Source organism: Streptomyces sp. NPDC054847, assembly GCF_053610925.1.
Genome location: NZ_JBSGZJ010000188.1, coordinates 1 through 12,739 on the forward strand (window position 1 = coordinate 1; position 12,739 = coordinate 12,739).

Here is a 12,739-nt window from a genome sequence, read left to right on the forward strand (position 1 = left end):
CCCCTCTGATACTGCGCCGACGAGACCGGCCGGTGGTGGCGGCTGAAGCGGTAGCGCAATCGCCGGCACGCCACGCGATGCCGGGACGGTTCCGGGCAGGCCGCGGTCAGCGGATGCCGCGGTTCGACGTGAGGCGGTCGGCGGAGGCGATCGTGGCGCGGGCCTCGCGTTCAGTGAGGCCGGCCCGGACCGCCGCGTCGGTGAGGGCTTGCGTCAGGGAGTCGCCGAGGCCGTTCTCGTAAGCACGGCATGCCGCCCAGAACAGTCGGGTGTTCCGCTGCCCCTCCTGCGCCGCTAGTACGAACTGGACCAGGCCGTGCCCTTGACCGTGGGGTGAACCGGCGGCGGAACGCGTGCGCGCCGGGGGCGTGATCAGGCGCAGGAGCGCGCGCGGGCACGGCGCCGGCGCGAGGTGGGCCGTACCAGGGGCGATGCGATACGCGCCGTTGGCGGTGACCGAGCCGGGGCCGACGAGATAGCCGCCCGTGCCGCGGACGTCTATGCCGGGGGCGAGCCGGCTCGCCGAGTTGGGGACGACGGTGTCGGGCGGCCCGGTCAGCCAGAGGTGACGACCGCCGCTCGGCGTGAGGACGGTGACCGTCTCCGGGATGGTGAACAGGTGGCGCAGCGCCAGGTGCTGCAGTTCCGCCATCGAGTCGGTCGAGGACTTGACGTCGAGATCGATGCCGATCAGGTGGTGCGGCGGACGACCGCAGGCGATGCCGTAGCCGGTGGCCCAGGGCGCGGCCGCGAAGAGGGCACGTACGGCAGCGGGGTCGGTGGTGGCGTCGTGGACCCCATGGCCGGGGAGACCGCATTCGCCCCGGCACAGGACCGGTTGCGGGTCGCCGCGGTGGGGGGAACGCAGGGCGGGGAGCTTCGTCGCGGACAGGGGGATGACGGGGAGCCCGCGCTCGGCGGCGGAGAGGGCGTGGGCGAGGGCCAGGGTGGCGGTCTGCCGGTCGGTGATGGCCATGGATCCATTTTCGTACAGACGTTCGAAGAAGGGAAGGTGGAGATATGGCACAAAAGTTGCCGAATCGTATCGCCTCTTGGGGCGCCCGCCCCTGAAGCGGCGGTGCCAATCGGTCGATCTTTGGGCATGAAGAAGGTTTATCGACAAGTCCTCACGCTTGCGAGCGAACCGCACCTACCGGGGCGATTGGTCGTGGATCGCGTGGGCAATTCTGATCTTGCGACGTCGTGATCGAGTCGGGAGCGGCAGGCCAACCGCCCCGGAATCCGCAGCACTTGTGCAGTTCCGGTACATGGAGGAAATGACATGGCAAGCATCCGTTCCACCCGCGTTCTCGCCGCAGCGGCCGCCCTGCCTCTCGCCGTCGCGCTCCTCGGTGGGGTGGCCCACGCCGACAACGGCGGTTTCGGGGACGACGGGTCGAACGTGTCGGTGGCGACCATCGCCGGCAGCGGCGTCGGGGGCGCCAACTTCGGCAACTCGTCCACCACTCAACAGGTCGCGACCGGATGGGGGGCGAGTAATCAAAGCAATACCGCCGGCGCCAACGGGCTGGGCTTCACGGTCATCGACCAGGACAACGTCACCGTGAATTTCTCGCCTCTTTGGTGACGGCCGGCCCGAGGGGAGCGTGAGTTGGGGGACGACGACCGTCTGGGCGGCGGCGCTTGGGGGTGCCGCCGTGCAGATGGGCTCGAGATGGGGCGTGACGGCCCGCGAGCGTGGGGGCGTATCCGGGCCGTCCGGCCACATGACCTTGACAGGAAAGGAGAGCTGACGGACAGTCAGATTCGGTGGTTGGCATGTATGAGGGAGGCCGGCGGAGCGCAGGGAGGAGGCAGCGGGCCATCACGGGCCGCGCAGCTCAGCACCCCGGGGCGGGGTGAGTGAGGTGCAGCCGGGGATCGGCGCGACGATGCGACTCGCACGAAGGAGGGGGAGAGATGACCGACGGTCTGTACGCACGGCTGAAGACGTACGAAGGGCGGGGCACCACCCTCTTCGGCGTGGGCAAGGACCTGGTCAACGAGCCGATGATCAGGCATTGGTGCGAGGCGATGGGGGACAGGCACCCTGCCTACGCCGGGCCGGACGCCGTCGCTCCGCCGACGATGCTCCAGGCATGGACGATGGGCGGCCTGTCGGGACACACGGGTCGAAACGCGGCGCATGACGAGCTGTTCGAGCTGCTCGACGAGGCCGGGTGCGCCTCGGTGGTGGCCACGGACTGCGAGCAGGAGTATCTGCGGCCGTTACGTCCGGGCGACCGGATCACCTTCGATTCGGTGATCGAATCCGTGTCCGAGCGCAAGACGACCAAGCTCGGTACCGGCTACTTCATCACCACGCGGATGGACGTGCGGGCAGGAGGGGAGCCGGCAGGGAGGCACCGCTTCCGGATCCTGAAGTACGCACCCAGGAACCGGAAACCGAAGGAAGGCCGGCCGCGTCCGGTGATCAACAGGGACAATGCCGGTTTCTGGGAGGGCGTGGCAGACCGCCGGCTGCTGATTCAGCGCTGCGGCGGATGCGGAAAGCCGCGGTTTCCCTGGTTGCCCGGATGCGGTGCCTGTGGCTCTCCGCACTGGGACACGCTGGAGGCGTGCGGCTCGGGAAGCGTCTTCTCCTATGTGGTCATGCACCACCCGCCGTTCCCGGCGTTCGACCCGCCGTACGCGGTGGGGCTGATCGAGCTGGCCGAGGGTGTGCGGATGGTCAGCAGCATCGTGGGTGTGCCCCCCGACAAGGTGCGCATCGGTATGCCGGTGGAGCTGGAATTCCTCGGTGTAGGTGGGGAGTACAAGCTTCCCGTCTTCCGCGGCGTGCCGGGTGCGTCGGCCGACACCGACACCGACACCGACACCGCGAAGCAGGAAGTATCTCCGGAGACCCCCGGCCCGGTGGCCACCCCCGGTCCGGCCCTTGCCCCAGACCCCCGCCCGGCCCCCGCCCAAGACCTCCGCCCGGTCGCCGACACAGACGCAGGGCCGGCTCCGCACCCCGCTCCGGGCCCCGTCCCGGACACCGCTCCAGCCTCCGCCACCCGCCCGGATACGCCCCCTGCCTTGCGGGTGGGCGCGGTCCTGCCTTCGCTGGCCGTTCCCGTCACCCGCACGTTGATCGTCGCGGGGGCCATCGCCTCACGCGACTTCCAGGATGTGCACCACGACGCGGAGATCGCCAAGGAGAAGGGGTCGCCGGACATCTTCATGAACATCCTGACGACCAACGGCCTGGTCGGTCGGTACATCACCGACTCCTTCGGGCGCCGCGCCGTCCTGCGGAAGGTGTCCATACGGCTCGGCGCCCCCAACCATCCCGGAGACACGATGGTGCTCAGCGGCACGATCGGCGCGTTCGACGGAACGACCGCCGAGGTGCGGGTCGTCGGCGCCAACAGTCTCGGCAACCACGTCACCGGCACGGTGACGGTGACGATTCCGGAGGCCGCCGCATGAGCATCCGTGAGAAGGACGCCCTAGGCGGACGGGCGGCCGTCGTCGGTATCGGGGCGACGGAATTCTCGAAGAACTCCGGTCGCAGCGAGCTGAGGCTCGCCGCCGAGGCCGTGCGCGCCGCGCTGGACGACGCCGGCCTCTCCCCCGCGGATGTCGACGGCATGGTGACCTTCACGATGGACACCAATCCGGAGATCACGGTCGCGCAGGCCGCCGGCATAGGAGAGCTCTCGTTCTTCTCGCGGGTCCATTACGGCGGCGGCGCGGCCTGTGCGACCGTGCAGCAGGCGGCACTGGCGGTTGCCGCGGGCATCGCGGAGGTCGTCGTCTGCTACCGGGCGTTCAACGAGCGTTCCGGACGGCGCTTCGGCTCCGGCGTGCAACACAGGGAGCCGACCTCGGAAGGCGCGGCGCTCGGCTGGAATCTCCCGTTCGGGCTGCTCACGCCCGCATCCTGGGTGGCGATGGCCGCCCAGCGATATCTGTACGCCTACGGGCTGACACCGGAGGCGTTCGGCCATGTCGCCGTCACCGGCCGCCGTCACGCGGCCAGCAACCCGGCCGCGTACTTCTACGGCCGCCCCATCACCCTGGAGGATCACGCCGCCTCCCGCTGGACGGTCGAGCCGCTGCGGCTGCTGGACTGCTGCCAGGAGACCGACGGGGGCCAGGCGATCGTCGTCACGGGCCTCGAGCGGGCACGCGACCTGCGGCGGCCGCCGGCCGTGATCCTCGCCGCCGCCCAGGGCGCGGGCAGAGCCCAGGAGCAGATGACGAGCTTCTACCGCGACGACCTCACCGGCCTCCCCGAGATGGGCGTCGTCGCCCGGCAGTTGTGGCGGACCTCGGGGCTCGCCCCGAGGGACATCGACGTGGGGATCGTCTACGACCACTTCACACCGTTCGTTCTCATGCAGCTCGAGGAGTTCGGCTTCTGCAAGCCCGGGGAGGGAGCCGCGTTTGTGGCCTCGGACGTCCTGCCGCTCAACACGCATGGAGGGCAGCTGGGAGAGGCGTATCTGCACGGGATGAACGGCATCGCAGAGGCGGTCCGACAGCTTCGCGGCACGGCGGTGAACCAGATACCCGGTGCGGCCAGCGCTCTGGTCACCGCGGGCACGGGCGTACCCACCTCGGGACTCATTCTCGGGGCCGACGGTGAGTAGCCCCTGAGGGTGTCCTCCACCTTCAGGAGGTGGAGCCCGAGGCGCCCCTACAACCTGAGGGGGACAACGCTTCGGGACCTGGGGCCGATCCGCGACGGCGGGGTGCGCTCCTAGCGTTGAGCCATGACCACGCCAGTCTGTACGAGCGCTTCCAAGGCCGCCGCGCCGGTGCCGTCGTACACGCCCTACGCCTCGTTCTCTTCGTACGTGCAGGCGAGGGGGCCCGTGCTGCTGCGCACCGCCCGCTCGCTGACGTCGAACGTGAGCGACGCGGAGGATCTGCTGCAGACGGCGCTGACCAAGACGTACGTCGCCTGGGAGCGGATCGAGGACCACCGGGCGCTCGACGGCTACGTCCGCCGGGCTCTGCTGAACACGCGGACGTCGCAGTGGCGCAAGCGCAAGGTGGACGAGTTCGTCTGCGAGGATCTGCCCGAGCCGGCGACGGTTCCCCTCACCGACCCGGCCGAGCAGCAGGTGCTGCACGACGCGATGTGGCGCGCGGTGATGAAGCTGCCGGACCGACAGCGAGCGATGGTCGTGCTCCGCTACTACGAGGACCTGAGCGAAGCGCAGACGGCGGAGGTGCTCGGGGTGTCGATCGGTACGGTCAAGAGTGCCGTGTCCCGGGCGTTGGGGAAGCTCCGCGAGGATCCGGAGCTGTCACCGGTCCGCTGACGAGCGGTCCCTGACGACTCCCGCACGGCGGCACCCTCCGCAGCAGGTGCCCTCCCGTCTCCCCCGCATCCTCCGCCTCCCGCACCCCTGGCCGCCCGGCTCTGCCCGGCTCGTGTGCGCTGTTGTGCGGTGCTGCGCGGTGATGTACGACGATTCATTACCTCCGGGTAGTGACATACCGCGTGGTATGTGCGCAGAATCTTCCCACCTTTTCTGCCACGTAGCGCAACGCGCCCACCGGGAGGACGCCGTGCTGAGCACCATGCAGGACGTACCGCTGACTGTGACCCGCATCCTCCAGCATGGGATGACGATCCACGGGAAATCGCAGATCACCACCTGGACCGGGGAGGCCGAGCCGCAGCGGCGCAGTTTCGCGGAGGCAGGCCGACGGGCCAGCCAGCTGGCCAACGCCCTGCGCGACGAGCTCGGCATCGACGGTGACCAGAGAGTCGCCACCCTCATGTGGAACAACGCCGAGCATGTGGAGGCGTACTTCGCGATCCCCTCCATGGGCGCCGTCCTCCACACGCTCAACCTGCGGCTGCCCGCCGAGCAGCTGGTCTGGATCGTCAACCACGCCGCCGACCGCGCCGTGATCGTCAACGGCTCGCTCCTGCCGCTGCTGGCGCCGCTGCTGCCGCATCTGCCGACGATCGAGCACATCGTCGTCTCCGGCCCGGGCGACCGTTCCCTCCTCGCCGACACGGAGGCGCAGGTCCACGAGTACGAGGAGCTGATCGCCGGCCGCCCGACCACGTACGACTGGCCCGAGCTGGACGAGCGGGCCGCAGCGGCCATGTGCTACACCTCCGGCACGACGGGCGACCCCAAGGGCGTCGTCTACTCCCACCGCTCGATCTACCTGCACTCCATGCAGGTCAACATGGCCGAGTCGATGGGTCTGACCGACAAGGACACGACCCTGGTGGTCGTCCCGCAGTTCCATGTGAACGCCTGGGGACTCCCGCACGCGACGTTCATGACCGGCATCAACATGCTGATGCCGGACCGTTTCCTCCAGCCCGCCCCGCTCGCCGAGATGATCGAGCGGGAGAAGCCCCAGCACGCCGCGGCGGTCCCGACGATCTGGCAGGGCCTGCTCGCGGAGGTGACCGCGAACCCCCGCGACCTGAGCTCCATGACGCAGGTCACCATCGGTGGCGCCGCCTGTCCTCCCTCCCTCATGGAGGCGTACGACAAGCTCGGCGTCCGGCTCTGTCAGGCCTGGGGCATGACGGAGACCTCCCCGCTCGGCACCATGGCCCACCCGCCGGCCGGTCTTAACGCCGAGGAGGAGTGGCCGTACCGCATCACGCAGGGCCGCTTCCCGGCCGGCGTCGAGGGGCGGCTGGTCGGCCCCGGCGGCGACATCCTGCCGTGGGACGGCGAGTCGGCCGGTGAGCTGGAGGTGCGCGGTGCCTGGATAGCGGGTGCGTACTACGGCGGTGCGGGCGGCGAGGACTTCCGGCCCGAGGACAAGTTCAGCGAGGACGGCTGGCTGAAGACCGGCGACGTCGGCGTGATCAGCCCCGACGGCTTCCTGACCCTGACCGACCGGGCCAAGGACGTCATCAAGTCGGGCGGCGAGTGGATCTCCAGCGTCGAGCTCGAGAACGCCCTCATGGCACACCCGGAGGTGGCGGAGGCGGCGGTCGTCGCCGTACCGGACGACAAGTGGGGCGAGCGGCCGCTGGCGACCGTGGTGCTGAAGGAGGGGTCGACCGCGGACTACGAGACGCTCAAGACGTTCCTCGCCGGGAAGATCGCCAAGTGGCAGCTTCCGGAGCGCTGGGCGGTGGTCCCGGCGGTGCCGAAGACCAGCGTGGGCAAGTTCGACAAGAAGGTCATCCGCCGGCAGTACGCGGACGGTGAGCTCGACGTCTCCGAGCTGTAGGAAATGGCGCTGCAGGCCACGGCGCTGTAGAAACGCGGCGCTGAAGAACGGAGCCGTGGGACACGGCGCTGCAGGCCACGGCGCTGCAGGCCACGGAGCTGTAGGACACCGGGCAGCGAGACACAGAGGTCCAGGCTCAGAGCCGTAGTCGCTCCGGCAGTGCGCGTACCAGCGGGAACAGAGGGGCCGGCGGTCGAGACCGCCGGCCCTTTCGCGTCGGTCGGCGCCGATTCAGTTGGTGCCGATCTTCGCCAGCAGGTCCACGATGCGCGCCTGGACCTCGTTGCTCGTCGAGCGTTCCGCGAGGAAGAGCACCGTCTCCCCCGAGGACAGCCGCGGCAGCTCCGCCGGGTCGAGGCCGGCGGAGGTGTAGACGACCAGCGGGGTGCGGTTCAACTGGCCGTTCGCGCGCAGCCAGTCGATGATCCCGGCACGCCGGCGACGCACCTGCATCAGGTCCATCACCACCAGGTTCGGCCGCATCTGGGTGGCGAGGGTGACGGCGTCCGCGTCGGCGCCGGCCCGTGCCACCTGCATGCCGCGCCGCTCCAGCGTCGACGTCAGCGCGAGCGCGATCTCCTCGTGCTCCTCGATCAGCAGCACCCGCGACGGGTGCTGCTCACTGTCCCTGGGCGCCAGTGCCTTGAGCAGTACGGCGGGATCGGCGCCGTACGCGGCCTCCCGCGTCGCCTGCCCGAGACCCGCCGTCACCAGCACCGGAACCTCGGCGGCCACGGCGGCCTGGCGCAGCGACTGCAGCGCGGTCCGGGTGATCGGCCCGGTGAGGGGGTCCACGAACAGGGCGGCCGGGAACGCCGCGATCTGCGCGTCGACCTCCTCACGCGAGTGCACGACGACGGGCCGGTAGCCACGGTCGCTCAGCGCCTGCTGGGTGGAGACGTCGGGTGCCGGCCACACCAGCAGCCGACGGGGGTTGTCCAGCGGCTCCGGGGGCAGTTCGTCGTCGACGGGCTGCGGCTGCGGCTGGTTGGCGACCTCGACCGCGCCTCCGGGCCCGTCAAGCGGCTCCGGACCCTCCGCGCCTTCGTCGGGTGCCCCTATCGCGTAGGACCGCCCCTCGGATCGGCTGTCCGCGCGTTCGGCGGGGAGCCGGGGACCGGTTTGCGGTACGCCGGGAGGAACGGGGGCGGGCACCGGCGCCGCGGTGGGCTGCGGATGGGGCCGGGCGGCGAGTTCGGGCTGCTCGCTGTCCGGACGAGTGCCGAGCTTCCTGCGGCGGCCCGATCCGAGCGTCTGGTTCTGCTGCTGGGTGAGGTGCTGGGCGAACGGCACGCCCTGGCCCAGGGTGCGCACGCTGAACGCGCGCCCCTGCGTGGAGTCGGCGGGTACCGGCTGCTCCTCGGGTAGGGGCTGGGCGACCCGCGCGGCCGCAGGCCGAGGCGCCTGGGCCGACGGCAGCGGTCCGGCCTGCCGGGCGTTCCCCTCCTGGTCCCGCTGGCCCGCTTCGTCCTGCGGCTGAGCCGGTGCGACGGGCGGCAGGGGCAGCGATACGGAACCGGTGTCGGACGCCTGCACGGGTGCGGCGAAGCCCTGACCGACCGACGGGTGCCCGTCTGTGGCGGGCGGTTCGGTGGCGGAGACCCCGCCCGTGCCGACCCCCTCCGTGCCGCCGACGGAAGGACCACCGACGGAAGGACCGCCGATCGAAGGACCGCCGGCTGAAGCGCCTGAAGCGCCGTCGCCGGAAGGACCGTCGGCGGAGCCGCCGGGGAGTGCGGCTTCCTGCCCCCACACGGCCTGACCGGCCGCCGTGGGCCCGGCCGGAACCTCACCGGGAACCTGGGCCTGCGGCGGCGGGGTCGGCTGCCCCTCGTTACGGGCCCGCCTGCGCCCGGTCGGCGCCGGGTGCTGCTGCGGAGGCGTGTGGTGGGCGGTGTCCGGAGCCGCCGCCACGGCGTCGTGCCGCTCAGCCGCGGGACTCTCCGGCCTGACCTCTCCGGCAGGGATCCGGTCCGCTTCCGCCGGCGGCAGGGCGAACGCGCTGCGCGGTGCCGCGCTCTCGGGCTCGGCCGGTGCCGCTGCCAGCGCTCGCCTGGCGCGCCGGCCGCTGGGCTGCGGCGCCTGCCGGGTCGGTTCGGCGCCCGCCGGTGAGGGCAGGCCGCTCTCGACGGCCCTCCGCGCGCGCCGCCCCGAGGGCGCCGTCTGCATGCCGTGGGGGTCGACCGGTACACCTTGCGGCGGGACGGTCTCCCCGCGCGCCGCACGTCCGCCCGCGCCTTCGGCGGCGGTCACCACGGAGCCCTCCGCGGGCCGCACGGCCACGGCCGCGTTCTCGGTGGGGCTGGGGCGACCACGCCGCCGCCCGGTCCCCCCGCTGCCGCCCTGGCCCTCGGCCGGTCCCTCGATGCTGTTCCGGGCGGCTCCCTCACCCGTGTCCTGGGCGGGGATGAGCTCGGCGTCCGGCTGCGCCGCCCGGCGCCGCCCGGTCGGCTGCGTCGCGGCCACCGGGTCCTCCATGGCCACGGGGCTCTCCAGGAACGCGTCCGTGGAGGCCCGCCGGGCCCGTCGGCGTCCGCCGCCCCCTGTGGTCGTGTTCCCCGAAGCCATGACGGGCCCGGACGGCCCGGACGACTGCTGCGCCGGCAGCGCGGGCAGCTGGGCCGCGGCAGGGGCGGGCGGGGCGACGGTCCCCGCGCCCTCGCCCAGCGGCACCTCCAGCACGTACGCGCTGCCGCTCATCCCCGGCACCTCGTGCGTCTGCAGCACACCGCCGTGCGCCCGTACGATCCCGCGCACGATCGGCTCGTGCACCGGGTCGCCCCCGGCGAACGGCCCTCGCACCTCGATCCGTACGACGTCACCGCGCTGGGCGGCCGCGACGACGACGGTCGAGTCCACGTAGCCGCCACCGGGCGGGAGCTTGGCCTTGCCGGTCGAGTCGACACCCGCGACGTCCGCCACCAGGTGCGCGAGCGCCGTGGCCAGCCGTGTCCCGTCGACCTCTGCCTCGATCGGCGGCGCGTGCACCGCGAACTGGGCGCGTCCGGGACCGATGAGCTCGATCGCGCCCTCGACACCGGCCGCGACGACCGCGTCGAGCAGGACGTTGGCCTTCGTCAGCTGTTCCGCGCCGGTGTCGAGGCGCTGGTAGCCGAGGACGTTGTCGACGAGCGTGGTCATCCGGGCGTAGCCGGCGGCCAGGTGGTGCAGGATCTGGTTCGCCTCCGGCCACAGCTGTCCGGCCGGGTCGGCCGCCAGCGTGCCCAGTTCGGTGCGCAGTTCCTCCAGCGGGCCGCGCAGCGACTCCCCGAGCACCGCGGTCAGCTGTGCGTGCCGGGCGGCCAGCTCCGCGTACCGGTCGGAGCCGGCTTCCAGCTCGGCCGTGTAGCGGTCGGCCTTGTCGGCGAGCTCGGCCTCGTACCGCTCGACCTTGTCCGCCAGCTCGGCCTCGTAGCGCTCGGTGGTGGCGGTGAGTTCCACCGTGAGCCGCTCCGTCGTCTCCGCCAGCTCGGCGGCGTGCTTCTCGGCCTGCTCCTCGTAAGGCCGCCGGTCGGTGAACGTCATCACCGCGCCGACCAGCTGGTCCCCGTCGCGCACCGGCGCCGTCGTCAGGTCGACGGCGACCTTGGAGCCGTTCTTCGCCCACAGCACCTGGCCGCGCACCCGGTGCTTGCGCCCGGACTTGAGGGTGTCGGCGAGCGGCGACTCCTCGTACGGGAACGGCTCGCCGTCCGCGCGCGAGTGCAGGATCAGCGGGTGCAGCTCCTGGCCGCCGAGGTCGCTGGCGCGGAACCCGAGGATCTGGGCGGCGGCCGGGTTGACCAGCACGACCCGTCCGTCGGTGTCGGTGCCCACGACGCCCTCGGAGGCCGCCCGGAGGATCATCTCGGTCTGCCGCTGCGAACGCGCCAGCTCCGCCTCGGTGTCGACGGTGCCCGACAGATCGCGGACGACGAGCATCAGCAGCTCGTCGCCGGTGTACGCGTTGAAGGAGTCGTACGCCTCGCGCCCGTCCTCCAGGCTCGCGCTGGTCACCTCGACGGGGAACTCGCCGCCGTCCGTACGCCGCGCGATCATGCGGGTGGGCTTGGTGCGCCCCCGCTGGTCGGCGGAGTCGGGCCGGCGCATCGACCCGGGGATCAGCCGCGAGTCGAACTCGGGCAGGAGATCGAGGAGACCCCGTCCGACCAGAGCGGTCCCCGGGGTCTCGAAAAGCTCGAGGGCGATGGTGTTGGCGTTGACGACCGTGCCGTTGGCATTGACGAGCACGAGCCCGTCCGGAAGGGCGTCGAGTATGGCTGCGAGGCGAGCAGCGCCTCGGGATGGCCTGCTGCTCACGACGACGGTTCCTCCCTGACCTACTGCGTATTGCGGACGGCCGGTCCCATAGTGCCCCTCGGGCCGCGGCCTGTCACTGAAGGGAGTCTAAGGGCACCGGCCGGGGCCCGGACGGCGGATGAGGGGGAGCTCTCACCAAGGTTGTGTGCACATGACGTACGCCGTCGGCCTATGACCTGGTGTTCGGCAGCACCGGCTCGAGTGTCTGCCACCGCGAGATCTCGCAGCCGTTGCTCCGATCGAAGGTGGCGTCCACCTGTCGCCCCTGCCAGATACCGGTGACTCGCGCCGTGGCCGGCCCGCCGAACTGCTGGGTGCACATCTGGTCCTCGGCCACCGGGGCGAACGGGTCCTGCTGCTCCCGCGCGAGCTCCTCGAGGCGGCTGCAGGCCGACTCGGCGGACGGGTGGGTCCCGCCGGCCGGTCCGCACTCGAGCTCGTACCTGCCCTCCGTCCGGGTGTTCCCGGTCGCGGAGACGATCACTGTCAGCCGGTCGGGCTGCTCGGGAGCGGGTCTCTCCAGCAGCGGCAGGGGCAGCGGCGGCGGCGAGAGTACGACCGCCCCGGCGGTGGGCACGGCCGCGGCCAGGGCGGCGACGGACGCGGTTGCGGTGAGGACAAGGCGGCGCAGCATGGGGCCTCCTGAAGATTCACGAGTACGGCCGGGGACCACGACAGGCCCCGGCATGTCTAACGCTGCTCACGCCACGGCGTTGCGCAACCGCAAGCGCTTTGCCCTGCGGGCCCAGGGGCTAGTACCGTGGACGGCGATTGGTGACACGCCCCTGGACTGTGTCATCATCTGCACGCACCACTCGCGCCCGCGTGAGTGTGCTGGAGGCGTCGCCTAGTCCGGTCTATGGCGCCGCACTGCTAATGCGGTTTGGGTCTTAAAGCCCATCGAGGGTTCAAATCCCTCCGCCTCCGCCAGTTGATCACCGAAGCCCCGGCCACACGGCCGGGGCTTCGGTCGTTCCGGGGGCCGGCTCGCACGGGCAGGGCGCCGGTCGTCCCGGGGGCCGACCGACACGGCCGGGCTTGGGTCGCCTCGTGGCCCGTGTGCGTACACCCGTTCAGGTGTTTTCGCAGGTCAGACGGGGTGCGGCTAATGGATTTCGCGTCGCGGCGCAGGTCATGTAATGTTGTTCCCGCAACGCCGACCAGGCAGAAAAGCCCGGGAAGCACAAGCACTCGTAGCTTAACGGATAGAGCATCTGACTACGGATCAGAAGGTTGCAGGTTCGAATCCTGCCGAGTGCACAGC

Annotated in this window: 7 protein-coding genes, 2 tRNA genes and 1 pseudogene; 7 read left to right on the forward strand and 3 right to left on the reverse strand. The window is 71.4% G+C overall.

From position 1 onward, the window contains the following. Positions 1-106: 106 nt before the first annotated feature. Entirely contained in the window at positions 107-976 is an 870-nt protein-coding gene (locus ACWGH4_RS19545; RefSeq protein WP_453462306.1) for a bifunctional DNA primase/polymerase, read from the reverse strand. A gap of 306 nt (positions 977-1,282) precedes the next feature. Between ACWGH4_RS19545 and ACWGH4_RS19550 the strand changes: the two genes are divergently transcribed. The 5 genes and pseudogenes from ACWGH4_RS19550 (at position 1,283) to ACWGH4_RS19570 (ending at position 7,176) form a co-directional block, all read left to right on the forward strand. Further along, the gene (locus tag ACWGH4_RS19550; RefSeq protein ID WP_453462309.1) at positions 1,283-1,588 is read left to right on the forward strand and encodes a hypothetical protein; all 306 of its coding nucleotides are present in this window, start codon (positions 1,283-1,285) and stop codon (positions 1,586-1,588) included. 332 nt (positions 1,589-1,920) lie between these two features. Continuing rightward, positions 1,921-2,808 (forward strand): annotated as a pseudogene (locus ACWGH4_RS19555) (bifunctional MaoC family dehydratase N-terminal/OB-fold nucleic acid binding domain-containing protein); the annotation flags it as partial. 623 nt (positions 2,809-3,431) lie between these two features. Next, positions 3,432-4,601, forward strand: a complete 1,170-nt coding sequence (locus ACWGH4_RS19560) for a lipid-transfer protein (RefSeq protein ID WP_453462312.1) — start codon at positions 3,432-3,434, stop codon at positions 4,599-4,601. A 123-nt stretch (positions 4,602-4,724) separates the two neighbouring features. After that, the gene (locus tag ACWGH4_RS19565; RefSeq protein WP_453462315.1) at positions 4,725-5,279 is read left to right on the forward strand and encodes a SigE family RNA polymerase sigma factor; all 555 of its coding nucleotides are present in this window, start codon (positions 4,725-4,727) and stop codon (positions 5,277-5,279) included. A gap of 250 nt (positions 5,280-5,529) precedes the next feature. Further along, positions 5,530-7,176, forward strand: a complete 1,647-nt coding sequence (locus tag ACWGH4_RS19570; RefSeq protein ID WP_453462318.1) for a long-chain fatty acid--CoA ligase — start codon at positions 5,530-5,532, stop codon at positions 7,174-7,176. A gap of 231 nt (positions 7,177-7,407) precedes the next feature. Here the strand turns inward: ACWGH4_RS19570 and ACWGH4_RS19575 are convergent, their stop codons facing one another. Together ACWGH4_RS19575 and ACWGH4_RS19580 are read right to left on the reverse strand one after the other, a co-directional pair. Beyond that, positions 7,408-11,475, reverse strand: a complete 4,068-nt coding sequence (locus ACWGH4_RS19575; RefSeq protein ID WP_453462321.1) for a PAS domain-containing protein — start codon at positions 11,473-11,475, stop codon at positions 7,408-7,410. 169 nt (positions 11,476-11,644) lie between these two features. Then, positions 11,645-12,109, reverse strand: a complete 465-nt coding sequence (locus ACWGH4_RS19580) for an SSI family serine proteinase inhibitor (protein ID WP_453462324.1) — start codon at positions 12,107-12,109, stop codon at positions 11,645-11,647. Between the two features lie 202 nt (positions 12,110-12,311). Here ACWGH4_RS19580 and ACWGH4_RS19585 point away from each other — a divergent pair. Both ACWGH4_RS19585 and ACWGH4_RS19590 read left to right on the forward strand, forming a co-directional pair. After that, positions 12,312-12,405, forward strand: a tRNA-Ser gene (locus ACWGH4_RS19585). Between the two features lie 257 nt (positions 12,406-12,662). Continuing rightward, positions 12,663-12,735: transfer RNA gene (locus tag ACWGH4_RS19590), tRNA-Arg, on the forward strand. Positions 12,736-12,739: the final 4 nt, after the last annotated feature.